General features: G+C 58.5%; 18 protein-coding genes. 17 read left to right on the top strand and 1 reads right to left on the bottom strand.

The window, feature by feature from the left end:
• The first annotated feature begins 15 nt into the window (after nt 1-15).
• The 16 genes from NNA36_RS15620 (at nt 16) to NNA36_RS15545 (ending at nt 20,439) form a co-directional block, all read left to right on the top strand.
• Complete coding sequence (locus NNA36_RS15620) at nt 16-981, top strand: C-terminal binding protein (protein WP_255108706.1); 966 nt, start codon at nt 16-18, stop codon at nt 979-981.
• Nucleotides 982-998: 17 nt separating this feature from the next.
• Nucleotides 999-1,628, top strand: coding sequence for a bifunctional 4-hydroxy-2-oxoglutarate aldolase/2-dehydro-3-deoxy-phosphogluconate aldolase (locus NNA36_RS15615; protein WP_255108705.1), 630 nt, complete (start codon nt 999-1,001; stop codon nt 1,626-1,628).
• 17 nt (nt 1,629-1,645) lie between these two features.
• Nucleotides 1,646-2,296, top strand: a complete 651-nt coding sequence (locus tag NNA36_RS15610) for an RraA family protein (protein WP_255108704.1) — start codon at nt 1,646-1,648, stop codon at nt 2,294-2,296.
• A 73-nt stretch (nt 2,297-2,369) separates the two neighbouring features.
• Nucleotides 2,370-3,560, top strand: a complete 1,191-nt coding sequence (locus NNA36_RS15605) for a major royal jelly family protein (protein ID WP_255108703.1) — start codon at nt 2,370-2,372, stop codon at nt 3,558-3,560.
• A gap of 56 nt (nt 3,561-3,616) precedes the next feature.
• Nucleotides 3,617-4,534 (top strand): sugar kinase, encoded by a 918-nt coding sequence (locus NNA36_RS15600; RefSeq protein ID WP_255108702.1) that lies wholly within the window; start codon nt 3,617-3,619, stop codon nt 4,532-4,534.
• A 3-nt stretch (nt 4,535-4,537) separates the two neighbouring features.
• Nucleotides 4,538-5,242: an SDR family NAD(P)-dependent oxidoreductase gene (locus NNA36_RS15595; protein ID WP_255108701.1), complete on the top strand. Its 705-nt coding sequence runs from the start codon at nt 4,538-4,540 to the stop codon at nt 5,240-5,242.
• Nucleotides 5,243-5,288: 46 nt separating this feature from the next.
• Complete coding sequence (locus NNA36_RS15590; protein ID WP_255108700.1) at nt 5,289-5,783, top strand: 2,4'-dihydroxyacetophenone dioxygenase family protein; 495 nt, start codon at nt 5,289-5,291, stop codon at nt 5,781-5,783.
• Nucleotides 5,761-6,165 carry a methylglyoxal synthase gene (locus NNA36_RS15585; RefSeq protein ID WP_255108699.1) on the top strand — a complete coding sequence of 135 codons (405 nt, stop codon included), beginning with the start codon at nt 5,761-5,763 and terminating at the stop codon, nt 6,163-6,165. The genes NNA36_RS15590 and NNA36_RS15585 overlap by 23 nt, the downstream gene beginning before the upstream one ends.
• Nucleotides 6,166-6,307: 142 nt before the next feature.
• Nucleotides 6,308-7,339: a type I glyceraldehyde-3-phosphate dehydrogenase gene (gap, locus tag NNA36_RS15580; RefSeq protein WP_255108697.1), complete on the top strand. Its 1,032-nt coding sequence runs from the start codon at nt 6,308-6,310 to the stop codon at nt 7,337-7,339.
• Nucleotides 7,340-8,648: 1,309 nt separating this feature from the next.
• On the top strand, nt 8,649-10,196 hold the full coding sequence (locus NNA36_RS15575) for an ABC transporter substrate-binding protein (protein WP_255108695.1): 1,548 nt from the start codon (nt 8,649-8,651) through the stop codon (nt 10,194-10,196).
• Between the two features lie 86 nt (nt 10,197-10,282).
• On the top strand, nt 10,283-11,239 hold the full coding sequence (locus tag NNA36_RS15570) for an ABC transporter permease (protein ID WP_255108693.1): 957 nt from the start codon (nt 10,283-10,285) through the stop codon (nt 11,237-11,239).
• Between the two features lie 2 nt (nt 11,240-11,241).
• Entirely contained in the window at nt 11,242-12,078 is an 837-nt protein-coding gene (locus tag NNA36_RS15565; protein ID WP_255108691.1) for an ABC transporter permease, read from the top strand.
• Nucleotides 12,079-12,080: 2 nt separating this feature from the next.
• Nucleotides 12,081-13,736 carry an ABC transporter ATP-binding protein gene (locus NNA36_RS15560; RefSeq protein ID WP_255108690.1) on the top strand — a complete coding sequence of 552 codons (1,656 nt, stop codon included), beginning with the start codon at nt 12,081-12,083 and terminating at the stop codon, nt 13,734-13,736.
• A gap of 142 nt (nt 13,737-13,878) precedes the next feature.
• On the top strand, nt 13,879-15,336 hold the full coding sequence (locus NNA36_RS15555; protein ID WP_255108689.1) for a trimethylamine methyltransferase family protein: 1,458 nt from the start codon (nt 13,879-13,881) through the stop codon (nt 15,334-15,336).
• 138 nt (nt 15,337-15,474) lie between these two features.
• Entirely contained in the window at nt 15,475-17,892 is a 2,418-nt protein-coding gene (locus NNA36_RS15550; RefSeq protein WP_255108687.1) for an FAD-dependent oxidoreductase, read from the top strand.
• Between the two features lie 129 nt (nt 17,893-18,021).
• The gene (locus tag NNA36_RS15545) at nt 18,022-20,439 is read left to right on the top strand and encodes an FAD-dependent oxidoreductase (RefSeq protein ID WP_255108685.1); all 2,418 of its coding nucleotides are present in this window, start codon (nt 18,022-18,024) and stop codon (nt 20,437-20,439) included.
• 392 nt (nt 20,440-20,831) lie between these two features.
• Here the strand turns inward: NNA36_RS15545 and NNA36_RS15540 are convergent, their stop codons facing one another.
• Nucleotides 20,832-21,758 carry a LysR family transcriptional regulator gene (locus NNA36_RS15540; RefSeq protein ID WP_255108683.1) on the bottom strand — a complete coding sequence of 309 codons (927 nt, stop codon included), beginning with the start codon at nt 21,756-21,758 and terminating at the stop codon, nt 20,832-20,834.
• A 104-nt stretch (nt 21,759-21,862) separates the two neighbouring features.
• Here NNA36_RS15540 and NNA36_RS15535 point away from each other — a divergent pair, with 104 nt between their 5' ends.
• Complete coding sequence (locus NNA36_RS15535) at nt 21,863-23,239, top strand: aminotransferase (protein ID WP_255108681.1); 1,377 nt, start codon at nt 21,863-21,865, stop codon at nt 23,237-23,239.
• The last annotated feature ends 23 nt before the right edge of the window (nt 23,240-23,262 follow it).

Genomic DNA, 23,262 nt, shown 5'->3' with positions numbered 1-23,262 from the left:
CCCAGGGACCGTCAGATGACACATCCGACCATTGCCGTATTGGAACCGGGTTATGCCGCCTATGACACCGAAACACGGGTGTTGGCCGCGCATGACGCCAAAATTGCGCCGATCGGCGCGGATGTTCCGGCGGTCCCGGCCTTGCTGGCGCTGGACCCGGTCGCGCTCTTGGTGCGGGAACGCACTGTGGACGCGGCCGTTCTGGACGCCTGCCCGAATTTGAAAGTCGTCGTCCGCTATGGGGTGGGTGTCGACAATATCGACCTCGACCATGCCCGCGCGCGTGGGATCAAGGTCGCGAATGTGCCCGATTACGGCGCCGAACACGAGGTCAGCGAACATGCGGTCGCCCTGTATCTGGCGGTGCAACGCCGGATCGCCACCCGCGATGGCGAGGTGAGGAGAGGGGCGTGGGGCATCGGTCAGGCCGCCATGATCCCCAGCCGCGCAGGCGCGGTGCTGGGTCTGATCGGCTGTGGCAAGATCGGGCTGAAAGCGGCCGAGAAATTCCGTGCGCTGGGGTTTGAAACCGTGCTGGTTTTTGATCCCTATCTGCCGCCCGAGGCGGCCGCTGCGGCGGGGGTGGAGCTGGCCGATATCGACGATCTGTGCCGCCGCGCCGACGTGGTCAGCCTGCACGCGCCATTGACGCCGGAAACCCGCCATATCCTGAACACCGACCGGATCGCGCTGATGAAACCGACCTCGATCGTGATCAACGTGTCGCGCGGGGGGCTGCTGGACGAGGCCGCGCTGGCCGCCGCGCTTAAGGATGGACGCCTGTTCGGCGCGGGCATTGACGTGTTCGAGGCTGAACCGGTGGCGCAGTACAATCCGCTGCTGCATGCGCCCAACACGCTGCTTTCCGATCACGCGGCCTGGTATTCGGAGCGGTCTGTCGAGGTGCTGCAAAGCAACGCCGCCGCCGAGGTGGACCGCGTTCTGTCGGGCGAAGCGCCGCGCAACTGGGTGAATCCGTGATGAAAGCGGCGATGAATATGGTTGACCGCTTGCGCGCGGCGCGGGTTGTACCGGTGATCCGGCACGGGGATGCGCGCATTGCGCGTCAGGCCTGTGACCTGCTGGCCGAGGCCGGGATCCGTGCGCTTGAGATTACCACCACCGTGCCGGGCGCCGCCGATCTGATCGCCGATCTGCGCAAGGCCTATCCGGATATCGCCACCGGGGCAGGGACCGTGTTTGACGCCGAACAGGCCCGTGCGGTGCTGGATGCGGGGGCGGAATTCGTCGTTTCCCCCTGTTGGAGCGAGGCCGCCGCCGAGGTCGTTCTGGCCGCGAAAACCCCGTATCTGCCGGGCGCAATGACCCCGGGCGAGGTGCTGCATCACGCCAATGCCGGCGCGCAGGTGGTCAAGATCTTTCCAGCCGACGCCGCCGGGGGGGCGGGCTTTCTGAAAGCGTTGAAATCGGTCTTTCCCGAAGTGGCGCTGATGCCGACGGGCGGTGTCTCCCCCCAAACGGCGCAGTCCTATCTGGATGCGGGCGCCGTCTGTGTGGGCATGGGCGGCAACCTGTTGCCCGCCCGCGCGCTCGAAGCAGACGACACCGCACTGGCGCGCTCCCAGATCAAGGCGGCGCTGGCAGCTGTTTCCTTTCACAACTCCTGATCAATGAGGATATGACAATGAACACCAAAGAACTGGTAGCGGGTTTCCGCGAGACGGCGACCGCCTCGGTCGCGGACGCCGTGGACAAGATCGCAGGCAAGACCGGCTTCCTGCCCGCCGCGTTCAAACCGCGCATCAACGAAAAGAAGATCGTTGGCCCGGCTGTGACCATCCTGGAGGGCTCGACCGACGAATTCCTGCCGCCCCAGCACGCGCTGGACGCGATTGACGAATCCGAAGCCGGTTCGGTGATCGTGATCTCGACCAATGGCACCACCGATGTGGCGCTGTGGGGTGGTCTGATGACCGCTGGCGCCGTGGCCAACAAACACGAAGGCGCCCTGCTGGACGGCGGCGTGCGCGATCTGGTGGAAATCAAGCGCGACTATGACTTCCCTGTTTATTCGCGCTGCGTGTCCCCGGGAACCACCTTGGGCCGGATCAAGACCCTGGCGTCCAATGTCGAAGTCGATATGGGCGGTGTGATCGTGCATCCCGGCGACATTATCGTGGCCGATGTGGACGGCGCCGTCGCCGTGCCGCGCGACCATGCCGAAGCGGTCCTGGAACTGGCGCGCGAGATTGATGAACGCGAAGCCGAACAGGCCCGCCTGATCATCGAAAGCGGTTCGCTGCGCGAAGGTCTGGCGAAATACGGCCGGATCTAATCTTTGAAAGACGTGTCCCGCAGGTCGCTGCAACGACCTGCGGGACGCCAAAACATCAGCAAGGGAGGAATACATGCTGAAACGAATGCTCAACACGGTGGCCCTGACTGCCATTCTGGCGACCTCGGCGCTCGCGGCCGAGCCCGAGGTGGTCGTGGAATGGAACAGTCTGCCCTATGCGGTCAAGGACGCTGACACAAAAGCTGCTTGGGAGGGGAGCGAAATCCACGGAAAAGCGCTGGTTCAGGGCGCCAAGGTGGACAGCGCGGGCAACATCTATGTCTCGACCGCACGCTGGGGCGGACCTGAGATCCCGTCGACCCTGTCCAAACTGGTCCAGAACGGCGACACCTGGGAACTCGAAGCCTTTCCCAGCGAAGAAATGAACGACATCGCCAATGCCGCCGGTCTGAAGGCCGTGCTGGGGTTCGAGATCGACCGCAATGACGTGATGTGGATCCTGGATCAGGGTCATGTGGCGGGTCCGCCCTACCAGAACGGCGACGCCAAGCTGGTGCTGTGGGACATCAAGGCGAACAAGGAAGTGCAGCGCTATGTCTTCTCCAACGAAGAGGCGGATGAAAACTGTTCGTTCCTGAACGATCTGGCGGTCGATAACGACACCGGCTACGCCTATATCGCGGACAGCGGCATCTTCTGTGATCCGCTGCATGGCGGGCTGATCGTCTATGACAGCAACACCAATTCCGTGCGCCGCGTCCTGGACCAGCATCGGTTTACCAATGACGAACCGAACTTCTTCTTCAACATCGACAACCGTCCGGTGCTGAAGAATGGCGGCATGCGCACCGGCGCCGATGGCATTGCGCTGTCGGGCGACAAGGAAACGGTCTACTGGACCAACCTGACCGGCAACCACCTCTACAGCCTGCCGGCCGAGGTGCTGCGCGATTTCGAAGCCAATGAAACCGTGATCGAAAACGCGGTCGAGGTCGCCGCCGTGCTGCCGTCGAACACCGACGGGATGACCGCCGACAATGCGGGCAACATCTACATGACCGCCCTGTCGCTGGACGGCATCATGAAGTTCGACGAAAGCACTCGTCAGGTCAGCCGTTTCGTGCATCACCCCGAGATGAACTGGCCCGACACCCTGGCCTGGGGCCCGGATGGCGAGATGTATGTGGTCTCCAATCACCTGCATGTCTGGGTTGATGGCGACATGAACTTTGACGACCCGGAAATCCCGAACTTCCGCATCTGGAAGATCCAGGGCGTTGGGCAAAGCTATACCTCCGAATAGAAAACCCTCCCGGGCCGCGCCTTCGGGCGCGGCTCCCTTACAGACGAGAGATCAACATGACGCCTGATATTCTGTGCCTTGGTGAACCGATGCTGGAGTTTAACCAGCAGCCCGACGGAAAATATCTTCCCGGACATGGTGGCGACACATCGAACTGTGCCATCGCGGCGGCTCGGCAAGGGGCGTCGGTTGGATATGTGACACATATTGGTGCCGATACGTTCGGCAACTCGTTCATGGATTTGTGGACGCAAGAAGGTGTGGATACATCGACGGTCACACGAGTCGCGGACGCCCATACTGGCGTCTATTTTGTGACCCATGGCGAAAACGGACACGAGTTCAGCTATTTTCGCGCAGGATCAGCCAGCAGTAGGATGGGAGCTGCGGATTTGCCGATCGAGACCTTGAAGTCGACGGGCATTCTGCATGTTTCGGGCATCAGTCAGGCCATTTCAGACACTGCTGCAGATGCGGTGTTCGAGGCTATTCGTGTCGTGAAAGAAGCGGGAGGGTTGGTTTCCTATGACACCAACCTGCGCCTGAAACTGTGGCCGATAGAGCGGGCTCGGGCTGTAACCCATGCGGCGATGGCACAATGTGATATTGCGCTTCCGGGTCTGGATGACGCCGAGCAGTTGACCGGCTTGTCCGATCCGGAAGCCATCGCCGATTTCTATCTGGCTCTTGGAGCGAGGATTGTTGCCCTTACGCTTGGAGCCGAAGGTACGCTTGTCGCAACGCCTGAGAAACGCGAGCGTGTCAAAGGCCGCCGGGTCGAGGCTGTGGATGCCACTGCCGCCGGTGATACATTCGATGGTGCCTTTCTGGCTCGGATCTCAATGGGGGACGACCCCTTCAAAGCTGCCCGCTATGCAAATGCCGCGGCGGCGCTGTCGACGCAAGGCTATGGTGCGGTGGCCCCGATGCCGCGGAAAGAGGCGGTCGAGTCGTTTCTAGCCGAAGAGGAGTGACGGATGAAACACGCTGTTATCATTGGAGGTACAAGGGGAATTGGTGCTGGAATCGGTGATGTTCTGCGCCAGAAAAGTTGGATGATCACGGCCACTGGGGTGGGAGAAGATGAGGTCGCGGCATATGCCGCAGAGCACCCTGAGGATACTTGTGTACAGCTTGATGTTCGCGATGCCGAAGCCGTCAACAAGTTGTTTTCCGAGTTCGACAGCCTTGATGGTCTGGTCAACTGCGCAGGTATCTTGGCTCGGGAAGCTGAATACGACATTGAGATGTTCGAGGCGGTCATTGACATCAACCTCAACGGTACAATGCGCTGCTGCCTGGCGGCCCATCCCTTGTTAGCCTCTTCTGGTGGAGCCATCGTAAATACTGCGTCTATGTTGAGCTATTTTGGTGGCCCTCTGGTGCCAGCCTATTCCGCATCCAAGGGCGGCGTGGCGCAACTGACCAAAGCGCTGGCCGGAAAGTGGGCCTCAGAAGGCGTTCGTGTGAACGCTGTGGCCCCGGGGTGGATCGAAACCGAAATGACTGGTGCTTTGCGCGAAGATCCGACGCGAAATGGCCCAATACTAGGCCGTACCCCAATGAACCGCTGGGGAAAGCCAACCGAAGTGGGCGCGCTGGCAGCTTGGCTATTGTCGGAGGAGGCCGCTTTTGTAACCGGCGCCGTCTACCCCGTCGATGGCGGTTATTCTGCAATGTAAGGAGGAGGCATCCATGCCCGTACAAGGAACTGACGAAGATCCGAGAATGCCATATCAGTTGCCGTTTCCAAGCGATGCGCAGGAGGAGATTGTTATCCCTCAGGCCATTGCCGAGGACGAGCGTATTTGGGTGCCACAAACCCCGAGCGTGTCCTTTCGACCGCTGTGTCTGAACCGTTCGCAGGGCTATTGGATGAACCTATTGCGCGTTCGCAAGGCTGGCGTGCTTTCACGGCATCGCCACCCGCAACCTGTACATGGCTTTGTATTGAAGGGCCGGTGGCACTATCTCGAACATGACTGGGAGGCCCGCGAGGGTGGTTATGTCTATGAGCCACCAGGCGAGACACACACGCTGGTTGTTCCAGATGATGTTGAAGAGATGATCACCTATTTCCAGGTGAATGGCGTGATGCTCTACGTCGACCCATGGGGTAAAACGATGGGTTACGAGGACGTCTTTACCAAGATCGAGATGTGCCGAAGCCACTATGAAAAAGTGGGATTGGGGGCAGATTATGTCGACCAGTTTATCCGGTAGATATCTTCGACTGGCCTTGGTGGCACATGACGCCAAGAAGGATGCATTGGTTGTCTGGGCTAGGGATCATTTGGCGCAAATGCAGAATGCGGTCCTGTTTGCAACGGGCACGACTGGTGCACGTATCAAGGAAGCCCTGCCTCAATTGGATGTCACTTGTCTAAAAAGCGGACCCTTGGGCGGAGATCAGCAGATTGGTGCGATGATTTGCGAAGGGCGGTTGGACGCGATCATCTTTTTTATCGATCCTTTGTCGCCGATGCCGCATGACGTGGATGTCAAGGCGCTTAGCCGTTTGGCAATTGTGTATGACCTGCCTTTTGCCAATAGCCCGACCACGGCCGATTTTGTCCTTAGCGGTCTTGCCGCCGAAAGGGCTTGAAACCTTAACTTGAACTGCAGCCGGAAACCGTGATGGACCATCGCGAAGATCATACCTGATGTGGCGTAGTTCGGCTTAAATTGTTAGCGCAAACATTTCGTTCAGTAGCTGTTTGCGCGAAACGAAAAAGGAGACGTAGACCATGACCATCAAGATTGCCATCAACGGGTTCGGAAGGATAGGGCGCGGAGTCTTGCGGGCCCTACTGGAACGCGGTGACAGCGACATTGAGATCGTTGCAATTAACGATCTGGCACCTGCGGCGACGATTGCACATCTTCTTAAGTTTGACAGTGTGCATGGTCGCTTGAACACCCTCGTGCGTATCGAAGGCGACCTATTGATCGTTGGAGATCAAAATATCCGGCTAACGGCTTGTCGGAACCCTGAAGAGTTGCCTTGGGGAGATGTGGACATCGCCTATGAATGCACGGGGTTTTTCACGTCACGCGAACAAGCTGCGCGGCACTTGCAGAACGGATCCAAGCGCGTGTTGATCTCGGCGCCGGGTGAAGATGCTGATCGTACCGTTGTCTATGGAGTAAACCATAAAGACCTGACGCTGGATGATTTGATCGTGTCAAATGCGTCATGTACCACAAATTGTCTGGCCCCGGTTGCGATGGTTCTGGATCAGGCATTCGGCATCAAGACAGGTTACATGACGACAATCCACGCCTTTACAGGTGATCAGCCGAGTCACGACACGACCCACAAAGATCTCTATCGTGCGAGGGCGGCTTCTATGTCAATGATACCAACCTCGACCGGTGCGGCGCGCGCAATCTCTTTGGTGCTGCCACAGCTTTCCGGCAAGCTGGAAGGTTCTGCCGTTCGCGTGCCAACACCGAATGTGTCACTAGTTGACTTATCATTCATGCCCGAAACCGAGGTCGCTCGGGACGAGGTAAATATGGCGATCAAGGAGGCAGCGAATGGCGCGCTGAATGGTGTGTTGTCCTTCGAAGAAGATCCTTTGGTTTCGATCGACTTTAACCATGACGCACACTCTTCCTGCTTTGCAGCAGCTCAGACCACGGTAACCAATGATGGTATGGTGCGTGTGGTCAGCTGGTATGACAATGAGTGGGGTTTCTCGAACCGAATGATCGATACAGGGCGTTGTATTGGTGCGTTGCTTCAGGTTCCTGATCCCCTCAAGTTGGCCAGTTGAAGCAATTGAGTTTCACGTCATAGCGGCTGAGAACTGTGGTTTTGTCTCGCACTGGGGCGGCGGTTTCGCTGCCCCTCTTGGTTGTTTGGAAGCCCGACAAACTTGTATCGTCAATGTCTAAATTATTTGAAGGAAGGGTTGAAAGGGGATGATGAGTTCTCCGTTTCGCAAAGGGAATGCTGTGCATCATGCTGTTTCATTCAAACCGGACCACTTGGGTGGGGCTGACCTATTGCGTTGACATATTGCTTTTCCGGCAACTTCATCGATGGGCAGGTCCACTTACAACAATCGATATCGAGTGCGTTGGATACCGCCTGAATAACACTCTGCGCCGGGCAGCGCATTGTTCGGTAAATCGACTGTGCCTCTAAGCGGGGGAAGCCTTTTGAACGCCCATCGGGCCTGGGTACACGGAATTTAGACCCCGTCCAAGAGGCTGCTTTTCGGCAAGAAGCTACACGAGCGGACAAGTCATTTGATCTGGTTGGCGTATTTAGTTTTTTGCTCTGTTGAGTGAAAGGTCTTCAACTCTGGGCGTTCCTGCAGGCTTCTCAGTTTTTCGCGGCCAACATTTCGTTTTTAATGATTTATCTGGGATTTGGGTTTGAGTTACTAGGCGCATCAGATCGCATGTTTCATGAGCTGTTGGAGTGTAGGTGTTGTCCGGCTTTGCGGTATCAGAAGAGCGCGCTTTCCGAAGGAAAAATGTGCTATCACATGCATCTTTTTTCGGCGCCTTCGCACCCTGACATTTCTTGGTAGGGAGACCTAGTCGACAAGGGTTTCTTGGGTGAAATGGCTTCACATAAACCGTACTATTATTAAATTGAAATAATTCATTCTCTGACAATACTGAACTTAAGCGTCCTGTTGACGTAAGGGAGCCTTTCGTTCTCTCAGCTCATATCTGTGCTTCAAACACCGGACTCAAATCTTGGGCGTCCGCGGCATCTGCTCGCGGCGAACAGAGAAGGAATGTACATGGCAAACGCGCTCCCCGCGGTTCAACAGCCTGCATCTAATACAGTGTGGAATTTTATTGGTGCCCCAACTGCCCGGATCACTCAGCTAGCGACAGCGAAGTGCAGACGCCCGTCGCAACAACCACAATACAATGGCAGTCTCGTTTCTCCATGCGCCGCCATCACAAGTGGCGTGCAGATTGGTTCGCGCCAACAAGTGCGATTTGGGCTGTTTTTACGGCACGCAAATTGCAGCGCTTTCGCGAAGTTCATGCCGACCATCAAACGCGCGACCGCCCAACGGCGGGCAAACTCTTCAAACACTTGAAAGGGAGGAACTTTAAGTGACCAAATTTGGATCAACCCTGAACATCGGCCGCCGTGGCTTTTTGGCGGGGTCAGCAGCGCTGATCGGCCTGTCGCAAGTGCCACGGCCCGCTCAAGCTCAGCCGAAAAAAGGCGGCACATTCCGTTTGTCAGTCAGTCAGGGCGGTACCAGCGACACGTTGAACCCGGCTGAGGCCAGCGGTGCACAGCAAATCATGGTCGGTTGGGCGCTTCGTAACAACCTTACTGAGATCGGCGCGGACAACAAGCTGAAGCCGGAACTGGCAATGAGTTGGGCCTCGGACGACGCTAAGACCTGGGTGTTCAAACTACGTCAGGGCGTGACTTTCCACAACGGCAAGCCGTTGACGTCGGAAGATGTGATTGCCTCGCTCAACCTGCACCGTGGTGAAGAGTCGACCTCGGGTGCGAAGTCGCTGCTTGCGGGTGTCGAAAGCATTGCCGCCGAAGGCGCGGAAGAGGTTGTCTTTACGCTGTCGTCCCCTAACGCAGATTTCCCGTTTATCCTGTCGGATTACCACTTCCAGATCATGCCTGTCGGCAAGGATGGCGAACTGGATCTGTCGGGCACAGGTACCGGTGGCTACACGCTTGAAAGCTGGAAGCCGGGTGTGAAAACCGTGCTGAAGCGCAACCCCGACTACTGGAAAGAAGGCGCGGCCAATTTCGATACTGTCGAACTGCTGCTGATCTCGGACAGCGGTGCGGCCACGACCGCGCTGGTCACCGGCGAAATCGATGCTGTTCAGTCGGCAGAGTACAAGACGCTTGGCCTCTTGGGGCGCGACAAGAACGTCGAGATCGAGTCGATCTCGGGCGGCTTCCACCCGACCTTTGCGATGCAAAGTTCGCAGGCACCGTTCAGCGACAACAACGTGCGTCTTGCGCTGAAATACGGTGTCGATCGTGAAGCGCTCGTGAAACAGGTGCTGCGCGGTCACGGAGCGGTTGCGAATGACCACCCAGTTGCCCCTTCAATGCCGTTCCACGATCCGTCAATCGAACAGCGCGCTTATGACCCGGACAAGGCCAAGTTCCACCTGAAAGAAGCTGGCTTGGACAGCCTAAGCGTTTCGTTGAGCGTGTCAGACTCGCTATTTGCCGGAGCTGTGGATGCGGTGACTTTGTACCGTGAGCACGCGGTTCCGGCGGGAATCGACCTCAAGGTGACACGTGAGCCAGGTGATGGCTATTGGTCGGATGTCTGGATGAAAAAATCCTTCTTCACCAGCTCGTGGGGCGCCCGCCCTGTGCCTGATATGATCTTTGCCACCGCGTATACAGGTGACTGGAACGAGAGCCAGTTCAGCAGTGAGAAATTCCTCCAGCTGATGATTGCCGCACGTTCGGAACTGGACGAGGCCAAGCGTGCTCAGATGTACAGTGACATGCAGGTCATTTTGCGCGACGAGGGCGGATCGGTGATCCCGTTCTTCCGCAATTTTGTCTATGCCCGCCGCGCCGATGTGCAGCATGGCGAAGACGTGGCCGCAAACTGGTCGCTTGATGGGTACAAGGCCATCGAACGCTGGTGGAAGGCCTGACTCTGAAGACTGCCAAACCTGACACTTGGGTCGGCTGGCGCGGATGTACGCGTTGGCCGGCCTGAAAACCGTTCCAGAGAGACACAATGCACTATCTCATCAAGCTCTTCATACAAAGGCTGGCTCTTGGCCTGCTGACACTCTTCGTTGTGTCGCTCGTCATTTTCCTGTCGATTGAGTTGTTGCCGGGCGATGTGGCCCAGCAGGTTCTCGGGCAATCCGCGACGCCCGAAAATCTTGCTGCTTTCCGGCGTGAATTGGGGCTCGATCAGCCAGCGCACTCGCGTTACCTTGAATGGCTAGGCGGGTTCCTGCAGGGGGATCTAGGCAACTCGCTGATTTCGGGCATTCCGATCTGGGACCTGATCAGTGAACGTCTCTACAACACCTTCTTCCTTGCCGGTTTCGCGGCGCTGATCTCGGTGCCGTTGGCGGTTTTGCTGGGGGTTGTTGCAGCGCTTTATCGCGACACGCTCCTCGACAAGTCGATCAATGTAGCCACGCTTACCGCGATTTCGGTGCCCGAGTTCTTTGTCGGTTATATTCTGGTCTGGTTGTTTGCAGTAGAGCTTGGTTTGTTCCCCTCTATCGCCAATTTGTCGGACGACGCGAGCCTGAGCGACCGCCTTTATCGAACGTTCCTGCCCGCGCTGACCCTGACGCTGATCGTGACTGCGCATATGATGCGGATGACGCGCGCGTCTTTGATCAACCTTCTGGCGCTTCCATATATCGAGATGGCGCGTTTGAAGGGCGCGAGCCAGCGGCGATTGATTGTTATTCACGCGCTGCCAAATGCCATCGCCCCAATCGTCACCGTTATCGCAATCAACCTTGCCTACCTTATTGTAGGAGTCGTGATCGTGGAGGTGGTCTTCGTTTACCCAGGCATGGGGCAGCTCTTGGTCGATAGCGTTGCCAAGCGTGACTTTACCGTGGTGCAGACCTCCTGCCTGCTGTTTTCCGCCACTTATATCCTCTTCAACTTGGCGTCCGATCTGATCTCGATCGCATCGAACCCGCGCCTCTTGCACAGGAAGTGATGATGAACGGATTTCTTCATGAGCTGCGCAAGGCGCCGCTGACCGCGCAGTTCGGCTGCGTGGTGGTCTTGCTTTACATCTTCGTCGCAATCTTTGCCCCTATGCTGGCACCTTTTGGTGAGAGCGAAGTTGTAGGCTATGAATACGAGCCTTGGTCTGCAGTCAACTGGCTGGGCACCGACAGTCTGGGGCGCGATATGGCGACCCGGATGATATATGGCGCGCGCAATACCATCGGGATTGCCCTGCTGACGACGGTGATTGCCTTTGTTGTGGGCACCACGGCGGGCTTTTTCGCGGCTGTTTTGCAGGGGTGGGTTGATCAACTGCTGTCGCGCGCCGTCGATGTGGTGATTTCGATCCCCACGCTGATCTTTGCGTTGCTTCTGCTGACCATCTTTGGAGCTTCGGTGACCAGCCTTATTGGGGTTATCGCATTGATCTACGCAACCTTTGTCTATCGGATCGCCCGCGCCGTCGCGATGGGTATCGTGGTGATGGATTATGTCGAGGCCGCGCAGGTTCGAGGCGAGGGTCTTTGGTGGATCATGCGCAAAGAGATCCTGCCCAACGCCGCACCGCCGCTGGTGGCAGAGTTCGGGCTGCGCTTCTGTTTCGTGTTCCTGACGATTTCTGGACTGTCGTTTCTGGGGTTGGGTATCCAGCCGCCTGCCGCAGATTGGGGCTCGATGGTGCGCGAGAATGCGTCGCTCATCACTTTTGGCGACCTGACGCCACTTATTCCGGCTGCCGCGATTGGCCTTTTGACCGTGGCAGTGAATTTCATAGTTGACTGGATGCTGCACAAGGCCAGTGGTCTCAAAACCCGAGGGAAATGACCATGACAAACCAAGATACCCAGCTTTTGAAGGTCCAGAACCTTCAGATCGAAGGCCTGTCCGAGGACCGCTGGAAACCCATTGTCAAAGGTGTCGATCTAACACTGGCCAAAGGTGAGGTGCTGGGCTTGATCGGCGAGAGCGGCGCCGGTAAATCCACCATCGGTTTGGGCGCTATGGGCTATGTGCGCGACGGTTGCCGGTTTTCTGGCGGTAGTGTTGAATTCGATGGAGTAGATCTGACTAAGGCGGACCGGGAGACGCGTCGTAATTTACGCTCGACCCGGATTGCCTATGTCGCGCAGTCTGCTGCCGCAAGCTTTAATCCGGCTTTCAAGCTCATCAATCAGCACACTGAGTTTGCGGTACGTCGAGGCGTGATGTCGCGTGATGAAGCGCAAAGAGATGCGATTGACCTATACCGCCAATTGCAGTTGCCGAATCCTGACGAGATTGGGTTCCGCTATCCGCACCAGGTGTCCGGCGGCCAATTGCAGCGGGCTATGACGGCAATGGCCATGGCCTGCCGGCCCGATCTGATCATTTTCGACGAGCCGACCACAGCCCTGGATGTAACGACACAGATCGAGGTGCTGTCGGCCATTCGCGAGATTGTGGAAGAGTTCGGAACTTCGGCGATCTACATCACCCATGACCTCGCGGTTGTCGCGCAGATGGCGGATCGCATCATGGTTTTGCGTCACGGAAATGAAGTGGAAAGTGCCGACACTGAAACGATGCTGAACGCCCCGCAAGAAGACTATACCAAGTCGCTCTGGGCGGTTCGTTCGTTTACGGCAGAGGAAAAGCCCGAGGTTTCGGAAGATGCGGTGCCGGTGGTTTCGTTGAAGAACGTGACCGCTCAATACCCCAGTATGGCCCAGCCGGTATTGAACGATATTTCCATGTCATTCTATCCAGGACGCACAGTCGCTGTTGTCGGGGAAAGCGGGTCGGGCAAATCAACAACTGCACGCAGCCTGATGGGGCTTTTGCCGCCGATTTCTGGTGACATATTGTTGAACGGCGAACCTTTGGCGCCGCAGTTCCGCAAGCGCAGCAAGGCCGAGCTAAAATCAGTTCAAATGATCTATCAGATGGCGGATACGGCTCTAAATCCAAAGCAGCGAATTCGTGATATCATCGGGCGTCCAATGACCTATTACCGCGGTCTCAAGGGCAAGGCGTTGACCGAAGAAACTCGTGCGCTTCTGGCTGATATCGAGCTGGAGCCGGATCAGTACATGAATCGTCTGCCGTCTGAGCTATCGGGCGGTCAGAAACAGCGTATCGGTATTGCGCGTGCCCTCGCGGCAGCTCCGCAACTGGTGATCTGCGATGAGGTGACGTCTGCGCTGGACCAGCTAGTGGCGGAAGGCATTTTGCGCCTTTTGGACAAGCTTCAGAAAGAACACAACCTGGCCTATATGTTCATCACCCACGATATCTCGACCGTGCGCGCCATTGCGGATGAGGTCGTGGTGATGCAGCACGGCAAGATCGTGGAACAAGGGCCCAAAAATGCGATCTTCTCGCCACCACATGCGCTCTATACCGACTTACTGCTGTCTTCGGTGCCAGAGATGGATCCGACATGGCTGGATCGCGTTTTGGCGGATCGAGTCTCGGAGGCGGCTCGGGCTTACCTTGTTGAGTGAATGTCTTTCACGAAATGATGTAAATAATGGAATTGAGCTAATTTCAAGCCACTCCTAGAATGCGTCAACAAGACAGATTACTGAGGACGCGCTCATGCGGCGAACAAGATTAAAAAGAGGCGTAAAGCCTACGACGCCACAGATGACCCTGCCACCCGTCGGCGGCCGTTTCATGCCGCTCGACGATAGCAAGTTGGCGCATATCACTAATACGGCTTTCGATATTCTCGAGCGCATCGGCGTATCGAATGCGCCGGCAGACTTTAAAACGCTGGCGTTGGAGAACGGCGCGGAAGAGCGTGCCGATGGGCGTATCACGTTCTCTCGTAGCTTGGTTGAGGACATGATCTCCAAGGCTTGCAAGCGGGTAGAGCTGCCGGGCTACTTGCGTGACCGAGGCATCGAAGTCGGCGGTGGCAAAGTGCACATCGGCACCGGAGGTGCAGCCGTGCAGGTGCTTGACTCTGCCACAAATACCTTTCGCGACAGCACCTTGCGGGATCTCTATGGCCTGATGCGCATCGTGGATGCCTGTGACAGCATCCACTATTCTCTGCGCCCGGTGGTGGCACGCGATCTGGAAGATCCGTTGACGCTGGATATCAACACCGCTTTTGTCGCGATGAAAGCAACCTCGAAACCCATTGGCACCAGCTTTTTCGAACCAGCACATGTTGCACCGGTGATCGACATGTTCGACGAGGCCTTGGGGGGCGAGGGCGCGTTTGCCAAACAGCCGTTCTGCTTTGCCTCGGTATGCCACGTAGTGCCTCCACTGACTCTGGCGGAAGAGGCCTGTGGCGTGATGCAGGAATGCGTACGTCTGGGGATGCCGCTGCAGATCTGTTCTGCCGCGCAGGCAGGTGCGACCAGCCCTGCCTCGCTGGCCGGTGCCTTGGCGCAGGGACTGGCGGAATCGCTGGCCGGTCTGGTGCTGGTCAACATGATGCAGCCGGGGTTTCCCTGTATTCTCGCCTTCCTGCCGTTCATTTCCGACCTGCGGACCGGCGCGATGACCGGTGGCTCGGGCGAGGCCGCTGTGGCCAACGCCGCCGCGGCGCAGCTGTTGCTGAACCTTGGCCTGCCGTCGACCGTATCGGCGGGTATGACAGACGCCAAGACGGCGGATGCGCAGTCGGGCTATGAAAAGGGCTATACAATCGCGCTTGCCGCCCAAGGTGGCGCGGACATGATCAACCTGAGCGTTGGCATGCTGGGGTCGATCATGGCGGCCAGCAAAGAGGCTTTGGTGATCGATAATGACATGTGCGGTGCGATCCTGCGTTCGGTGCGTGGGGTCGAGATGTTCGAAGGCTCGATTGATCTGGACATGATCGAGGAGGTGGTGACGGGTGAGGGGCACTTTCTTGGCACCGCGCAGACGCTGGACCTGATGACCAAGGAATATGTCTATCCCAAGCTAGGCGACCGCCAGAGCGTGAACGACTGGCTGGAAAGCGGCGCACAGACCGTCTGGGACAGGGCCATCGCCCGCGTCGCCGAAATCGAAGCGCAGCCCGCGCCGTCTCACCTGCCCGCTGATGTCGAAGCCGCCCTGCGCGCGCGTCTGCCGATCCGGCTGCCGCCGAGCGACTGCTAGGTAGGGAACAACGATGTACAGACTCAACAAACACCAATTGGTCCGGCGGCAGGCCGGACCGCGCCCGACCCTCCCCACGGGAGGGCGTAAAAGCGCCCACCCAGTGTCAGGCGCACTCCTAATCGCGTGGAGAAACTCATGAAAACCCAAGCCAAAGTTGTCATTATCGGGGGCGGTGCGGTTGGCGTGTCGACCCTCTATCACCTCGCCAAGGCGGGCGTGACCGATACGCTGCTGATTGAAAAGAACGAACTGACCAGCGGGTCGACATGGCACGCGGCGGGCAACATTCCGACCTATGCCAACAGCTGGGGCGGGATGCGTGCGGGTAACTATGCCTGGCGGCTCTACAAGGACCTGGCCGAGGAAGTCGACTATCCGATCACCTATCGCCACACCGGTGCCTTCTGGCCCGCGCACACCGAAGAGAGGATGGACTTGTTCCGCCATTTAGTGGGCATCTCCAAGGGCCTTGGCTATGACATGGCCATGCTGACCCCGTCCGAGATGGACGACATGCACCCCTATTTCAGCTCGGGCGACAGCATCATCGGCGGTATTCTGGACCCCTATGAAGGCGATGTTGACCCCTCGCAGTTGACGCAGGCCCTGGCGAAAGGTTCGCGGGATTTGGGCGCTGAAATCGCGCGCTTTACGCAAGTCACCGGCATCAACCGCCGCCCGTCGGGCGAGTGGGAGGTTGTGACTGACAAGGGCAATGTGATTGCGGACATCGTGATCAACGCCGGTGGCTATTATGGCCGCGTGGTGGGCGAGATGGTGGGCCAGAAGCTGCCCGTCGTCACGCTTGAGCACCAGTATCTGGTGACCGACAGCCTGCCCGAATTGGAAGCGAACCCCGAGAACTTCCCGCTCGTCCGTGATCCGGACATCATGTACTACCTGCGCCGCGAGCGGAACGGGCTGCTGCTGGGGTCCTATGGCCACGAGGGGCGTCCAGCGTGGCTCGACGGAATGCCGGATTGCTTTGCCAACCAGCTCTATCCCGACAGTGTTGATGACATCGCCGAAATCCTTGAAGCCGCGTTGGAGCATGTGCCGCTCTTGGGCGAGGCGGGGGTGAGCCGGTTCGTGAACGGCCCGATCCCCTATAGCCCCGATGGCGCGCCGCTGTGCGGCCCCGCGTTTGGTCTGCCGAATTTCTACCATGCCTGCTGCTTCCCGGTTGGCATCACCCATTCAGCTGCGGCAGCGAAAACGCTGACCGAATGGATCACCGAGGGCGAAACCGAGTGGGATATGTCGTTCTGGGATCCGCGCCGGTTTGGTGAGGAATGGGCGACGTTTGATTACACCGTGAAACGGTCGAGCGAGCTTTATGAAAACCAATATGCGATTCCCTATCCGCACCGCCTGTGGAAATCGGGCCGCCCGGTGCAGACCACGCCGCTTTATGACACTCTGAAAGCCAAGGGTGCTCAGTTCGGGCAGGTTGCTGGCTGGGAGCGGGCGTTCTGGTTTGAGACGAATGCGATCAAGAATGATGGCGAGCTGAGCTTTCACCACGAATGCTGGCATGACGCGGTCAAGGCCGAGTGCGAAGGCGTGCGCGACAATGTCGGCGTGATGGATCACGGCGGTTTCACCCGCTACGAGGTTGAGGGGCCAAAGGCGACCGCGTTCCTGAACGAAGTGTTCTGTGGCGCGATGCCCTCGGTTGGCCGGGTCAAGCTGTCCTACATGCTGACGCCCAAGGGCAAGGTCTGGTCCGAGGCGACGATTGCGCGTCTGGGCGAGGACAAATACCTGCTGTGCGGCCCGACGCTGGCCGATCAGCGCGACCATGACTGGATGTCGAAATTCCTGCCCGAAGATGGCGTATCGCTGAAGCGTGGGTCGGAATTCGACGCGGCGCTGATGGTGATGGGGCCGAAGTCGCGCGACGTGCTGCAGCCGTTGACCGATGATGATCTGTCGAAAGAGGCAGCCCCCTGGATGTCGGTGCGCGAGATCACCATCGCCGGTGCGCCGGTGATTGCGCTGCGCGTATCCTATGTGGGCGAGCTGGGCTGGGAGTTACATCTGCGCAGCGATGATTTGGTCAAGGTCTATGAGGCGATCATGGAGCAGGGGGCCGACAAGGGCATGGTCGAGTTCGGATCCTACGGGCTGAACGCGATGCGCCTGGAAAAGGGCTATCACGGCTGGGGCGCGGATTTCGGCATCGAATACAGCGCGTTTGATGCGGGTCTGGAGCGGTTCGTCAGCAAGACAAAAGCGAGCTTTGTGGGTCGCGACGCGTTTCTGGCGCAGGCGAAACAGGAGAAGGCATACCACTTTACCGCCTTCGTGCTGGATGGGCATGGGGCTGATGCGCTGTCCTCCAGCCCGATTTGCCGGGATGGTAAGCCGGTGGGCTATGTGAGTTCGGGCGGAACGGGGTTCCGCATCGGCAGGCGGATCGCGCAGGGCTATCTGACCGAGCCGTCCAATCCGGGTGATGTCTACGAGATCGAAGTTCTGGGCGTGCCGGTCAAGGCGACTGTTTCGACCGTGCCTTTCTATGATCCCGAGAATGAACGGTTGCGGGGGTAGGAGCATGACGAACGGATCGGAAATGTCCCGCCCGGAAGATAGGCCGGGCAGCGCCCGACCCTCCCCACGGGAGGGCGCTTTCGTACCCACCCAGGGTCAGGCGCAGCCCTACGCATCGGAGGCGAGGTGATGACAAAACCCCTGCCCACAGACGTTCAGGTTGCCATCATCGGTGGCGGCATCGTTGGCTGTGCGACGGCCTATCACCTCGCCAAGGCGGGCTGGTCGGTTGCGCTCTTGGAACGCAAGAAACTGACCTCCGGCACCACCTGGCACGCCGCTGGTCTGGTCAGCGAAACACAGGGCGTGCCGGTGATGACGGCGCTGGCGAAATACGGCCTCGACCTGATGGAAGCCCTTGAGGACGAGACCGGCCAGAACACCGGCTTCAAGCGAAATGGTTCGATGACCGTGGCCCTGAATGACGCGCGGATGGAAGAGTTGCGGCGCAAGGTCGACTACGCCCATGGCTGTGGCATCCGCGCCGAGGAGATCGGACTGGCCGAGGCGCAGGAGCGTTGGCCCTTGCTGTCCATCGACGGCGCCAAAGGCGCGTTCTGGTTTCCCGGGGACGGCTATACCAACCCCATCGACACCACCATGGCGCTGGCCAAGGGCGCGCGCATGAACGGTGCGCAGATATTCGAAGATACCCCCGTCAGCCGCGTGGTGATCGAGGGCGGTCGTGCGGTGGGCGTGGAAACCGAACAGGGGTTGATCCGCGCCGAACATGTAGTCAACGCCACCGGCATGTGGGCGCGCGAGTTCGGGCTGACCCACGGCGTGCAGATCCCGCTGCATTACACCAATCACTACTACGTCGTGACCGATCCGATTGAAGGCGTGACCGGCGACCTGCCAGTGCTGCGGGTGATGGATGAATACGCTTATTACAAGGAAGATGCCGGCAAGCTGCTGATCGGTTGTTCGGAACCCAACGCGACGCCGTGGTTGCCCGAACAAGGCCTGCCTGAGAGGTTCGAGTTTGACGAGCTACCTTGTGACGAGGAACACCTCTATCCCATTCTCGAGGCGGCGATGGAGCGGGTTCCTGCGTTGGCAGAAAGCGGCATTCGCAAGTTCTTTAATGGGCCGGAATGCTTTACCCCGGACGCCAAGCACTATCTGGGGCCGATCACGGATGTGAGGGGCTATTGGGTTGCTGCCGGGTTCAACTCGACCGGCATCCAGAACGGGCCGGGCGCGGGCAAGGCGCTGGCGGAATGGATTATCAATGGCCAGATGACAATGGACCTGACGGATGTGGACAGCCGTCGCATCGTGCCGGGGTTGAACGCCCGAAGCTATACGGCAACCAAGGCCGCCGAGACCCTGAGCCATGCCTATGCGATGCATTGGCCCTATCTACGCAAGGCCGAGGCGCGAGGGCTGCGGCGCACGCCCTACTATGCGCATCTTCGGGACGCGGGGGCACAGTTTGGCAGTGCCAACGGCTGGGAGCGGCCGCTTTATTACGGGCGCGAGATGACCGATGGGTTCGGGCGAGAGCCGTGGTTTGATGACTGGCGGGAGGAACATGAGGCGCTGCGCACCGACCTTGGCTTGATCGACCTGACTTTTGGGCGGTTTATCGTCGACGGTGCGGATGCCGAGGGCGAGATGCAGCGCCTGTGCGGGGCCAATATGGCCGTGGCGCCGGGGGCGTTGATCTATACGCACATGTTCAACGAACAGGGCGGGATCGAGGCCGATGTGACGGTTGCGCGCCTGTCCGAGACACGGTTCATGGTAATGGCTTCGGCCGGGGCCGAATCGCAGACGCAAAGCTGGCTGACGTCCCGGCTTGAGGGCACAGGTGTATCGGTTGTGAATGTGACGGCGGGCGAGGCGACGCTGGCGGTGATGGGGCCGCGGTCGCGCGAGTTTCTGAGCGCGCTGACGGGGGCGGATCTGTCGAACGAGGCGTTCCCATTCGGCACCTGGCAGAACCTGCATTTGGGCCATGCGCCGGTGCGGGCGCAGCGGATCACCTATGTGGGCGAGCTGGGCTGGGAACTGCATGTCCCGGCAGAGTTCGCACAGCAGGTGTTCGAGACGCTGATGGCTGCCGATGGCGCCCCGCGTTTGTGTGGCGGTATGGCGGTGGATTCCTGCCGGATCGAAAAGGGTTTCCGCCATTGGGGCCACGACATTGGGCCGTTCGATAGTCCAGTAGACAGCGGTCTGACTTTTGCATGTGATTTCGATACGGAGTTCACCGGGAAAGCTGCGATCCAAACGCGCAAGGCAGAAGGTGCAAGTAGCCGCCTCTTGTCATTCCGGCTGACAGACCCTGATGCGCTTGTGTTTGGGAAAGAACCGATTTTGTGCGATGGGCAGAACGTCGGTCGCTTGACCTCGGCCAGCTATGGCTGGTCTGTGGGTGGTGCCATCGGAATGGGGTATGTCACCTGTCCCGAAGGCATGACCATGAAGGAACTGGCGGCGCGAAGCTATCAGATTGTGGTGGCAGGAAAACCAGTGCCCGCCGAGCCCAGTCTTAGACCTCTCTATGATCCGAGCAACGAACGGTTGGAAAGAAGCTGAGACATTGCCATTCCGAACGCCTATTGGCTTGCGACAGACCATCAGGCGTTCGCATCCACCGCATGGGGTTTCCTTGTATCCTCGGCACAAGCGAGGTCTGGCGTTTTCGCGGACCAGCAAGGTTTTTCGCGGTAGAAGGAAAACGCTGTGGTCGATTGGCAAGAAGGTACCTGCGCCAGCCGAAGTCTATCCTATCCAAACACCCAAGTACGTTGCCTACACGCAGGGAAATTTAATTGAGCTCTGTAGAAGGATGCGGTCCGCGTAAATTCAAGGAACACTTATTCTGAGGGCGAGTGTACCCGACTGCCAAAAGCGATAGGCTCGTTGGAAAAGGGCAGGCGGCCAGGGCGAGTGGTGCCCGGGGCCCAGCAGGGCAGCAGAGTATTGTGTCAGGTGATATGGAAACCACCATCGGGCAAGCTGCACCACTCTGCCAGGAGGTGGGCAACTTGCAGAATTGGATCGTCTTCCTCCATATCTTCTGCGCGCAGCACAGCGCGCCAAGGTACGGTGATGCCAGCCTCGGTGACTTGTGCTCCGACAATCCGGCCTTCGGCAAGAGCCGTCTGAAGCGCCCAGTTCGATAAAACGCTGGTGCCGAGATCCGAGGCAACCAGTTCGACAATAGCTTCGGGAAGTTCAACCGTCGCTGTCCATTGCGGGTAGCTGTCAGTGGGACGGAAAAGAAGTGCGAACTCGCGGTCTGGTTCAGGCACTTTGGTGTAGGTGATAAAGTGCTCGCCCACGATGTCCGTACCTTCCACATAGTCACGATCAGCCAGCCTGTGTGACGGTGGCATGATGTAGAGGAGTGGATCTTCGAACAGCTTAATTGTACTCAACCCCACCTGCGCAACATTGCCGGACATGACGGCAATGTCGATATTGCGATTCATGACGCTGTTGACCGGATCAATGCGGGCTCCGGCCATGATCTGTATGTCTATTCCCGTAATTCGGGATTTTAGAAATTTGATAAAGAACGGCAGCCAGCGATAGTTGCTGTAGGCCTCTACTGAGAGCCGCACAACATGCTGCACGCCGGCGTTCATGCGGCGGACATCTTCTTCGGCACGGCTCAGATCGGTCAGAATGCGTTCCGCCACAACGGCCATATAATCGGCTGCTGGTGTTTTGCGTAACTTCTTGTGCATCCTGGTAAAAAGTGGCACGTCGAGCCGCCTTTCGGCTTCTCGCAGCCGGTGTGACAAGGCCGAGGGGGTAACACCCAAAAGCTTGGCGGCATCGGTGATGCGGCCCGTTTGAATGATCGCTTGGATCAGTTGCAGGTGGCGTAGGTCGAGTAGAGGTTTCATGGTATATTGAGTGAAAAAGATTCAACAAATCGAAAAAACTTCGAAATTGATCTTCAGTCAAGTTAAATGTGAGACTGCTTTGAGTTTTGAATTGGAGCACCAGTATGAACGTCGACGCCAAACGCTCGATTGAGCAGGACAAAGCCCACCACGTGCACCCACAGTCGAACCTGCGCCAGCACGCCGAGCAGGGGCCGACCATGATTACCCATGGCAAGGGTGTATTCATCTACGATAGCGAAGGTCGCGAGATCATTGACGGGTTCTCTGGCCTCGGCTGCGTGAGCCTCGGCTATCACAACGAACGCTTGTCGAATGCCGCCAAGCGCCAGATGGACGTGCTGCCGTTTGCACCGACCTTCTACAACCGCTCCCACCCTCGTGTGGCGGAGCTTGGCGAAAGACTGATCGGCATGGCGCCGGGTGACATGAACCGCGTGATGTTCCAGTGCTCGGGGTCCGAGGCCAACGACACCGCGATCAAGCTGCTGTGGTACACAAACACCGCCAAGGGTGAGCCGAACCGCCGAAAGATCATCGGCCGTGTGCGCGGCTATCACGGTAACACCGTTGCAACAGTGTCGCTGTCGGGCCAGCCCCACATGCACGCCAAGTTCGGCCTGCCTCTTCCCGAGTTCAAGCACACCGAGCTGCCGAACTACTACCGTTTCCACATCGACGGCGAGAGCGAAGAAGAGTTCTCGGCGCGGATGGCCGCGAAATTCGAGGAACTGATCCTGGTGGAGGGCCCGGAAACTGTGGCCGCGTTCTTTGCTGAGCCCGCCATTTCCGGTGGTGGCGCGCTGATGCCGCCCGAAGGCTACTGGAAAGAGATGCAGTCGGTCCTGCGCAAATATGACATCAAGTTCCTTGCTGACGAAGTGGTTTGCGGCTTTGGCCGGACGGGCAACATGTGGGGATCCGAGACATGGGGTCTTGAACCCGACATGGTGTCCTGTGCCAAGGCGTTGTCGGCGGCGTTCTTCCCGATCTCGGCCCTGATGTTCAAGGACGAGATGTATGCCGACATGATGAAGAACTCGGACGAGGTTGGTACCTTTGGCCACGGCTATACCTATGCCGGACACCCGGTCGGCGCGGCCGTGGGGCTCGAGGCGCTCGATATTTACGACGAGATCGACCTCGTCGGCCATGTGCGCAAGGTCTCCAGCCGCTTCCTCGAAAAATGTCACGCGATGGCGGAACATCCGTTGGTGGCAGAAGTGCGCGGCGTGGGGCTGTTCTGTGGCTTCGAACTGATGAAGGACGCCAAGGCTCGCGAACCGTTCGACCCGGCCCTGAAGGTGGGCGAACTGGTGCAGAACTTTGCCCATGATCGCGGCCTGTACCTGCGCGCCATCGGCGACCGGATGAGCTTTATGCCGCCTCTGATCATCAACGAGGACGAGATCGACCTGGCGACCGAACGGTTCAAGGGCGCGCTGGACGACGCCTGGGCCGTGGTTCGGACCAAGATCTGATCCTTCTCCGGGTCCGGCCATGC

This window comes from Shimia sp. CNT1-13L.2, from assembly GCF_024331145.1.
GTDB lineage: Bacteria > Pseudomonadota > Alphaproteobacteria > Rhodobacterales > Rhodobacteraceae > Shimia.
The sequence above is the reverse complement of the archived record's forward strand: the minus strand, read 5'-3'. Positions and strand labels throughout refer to the sequence as shown.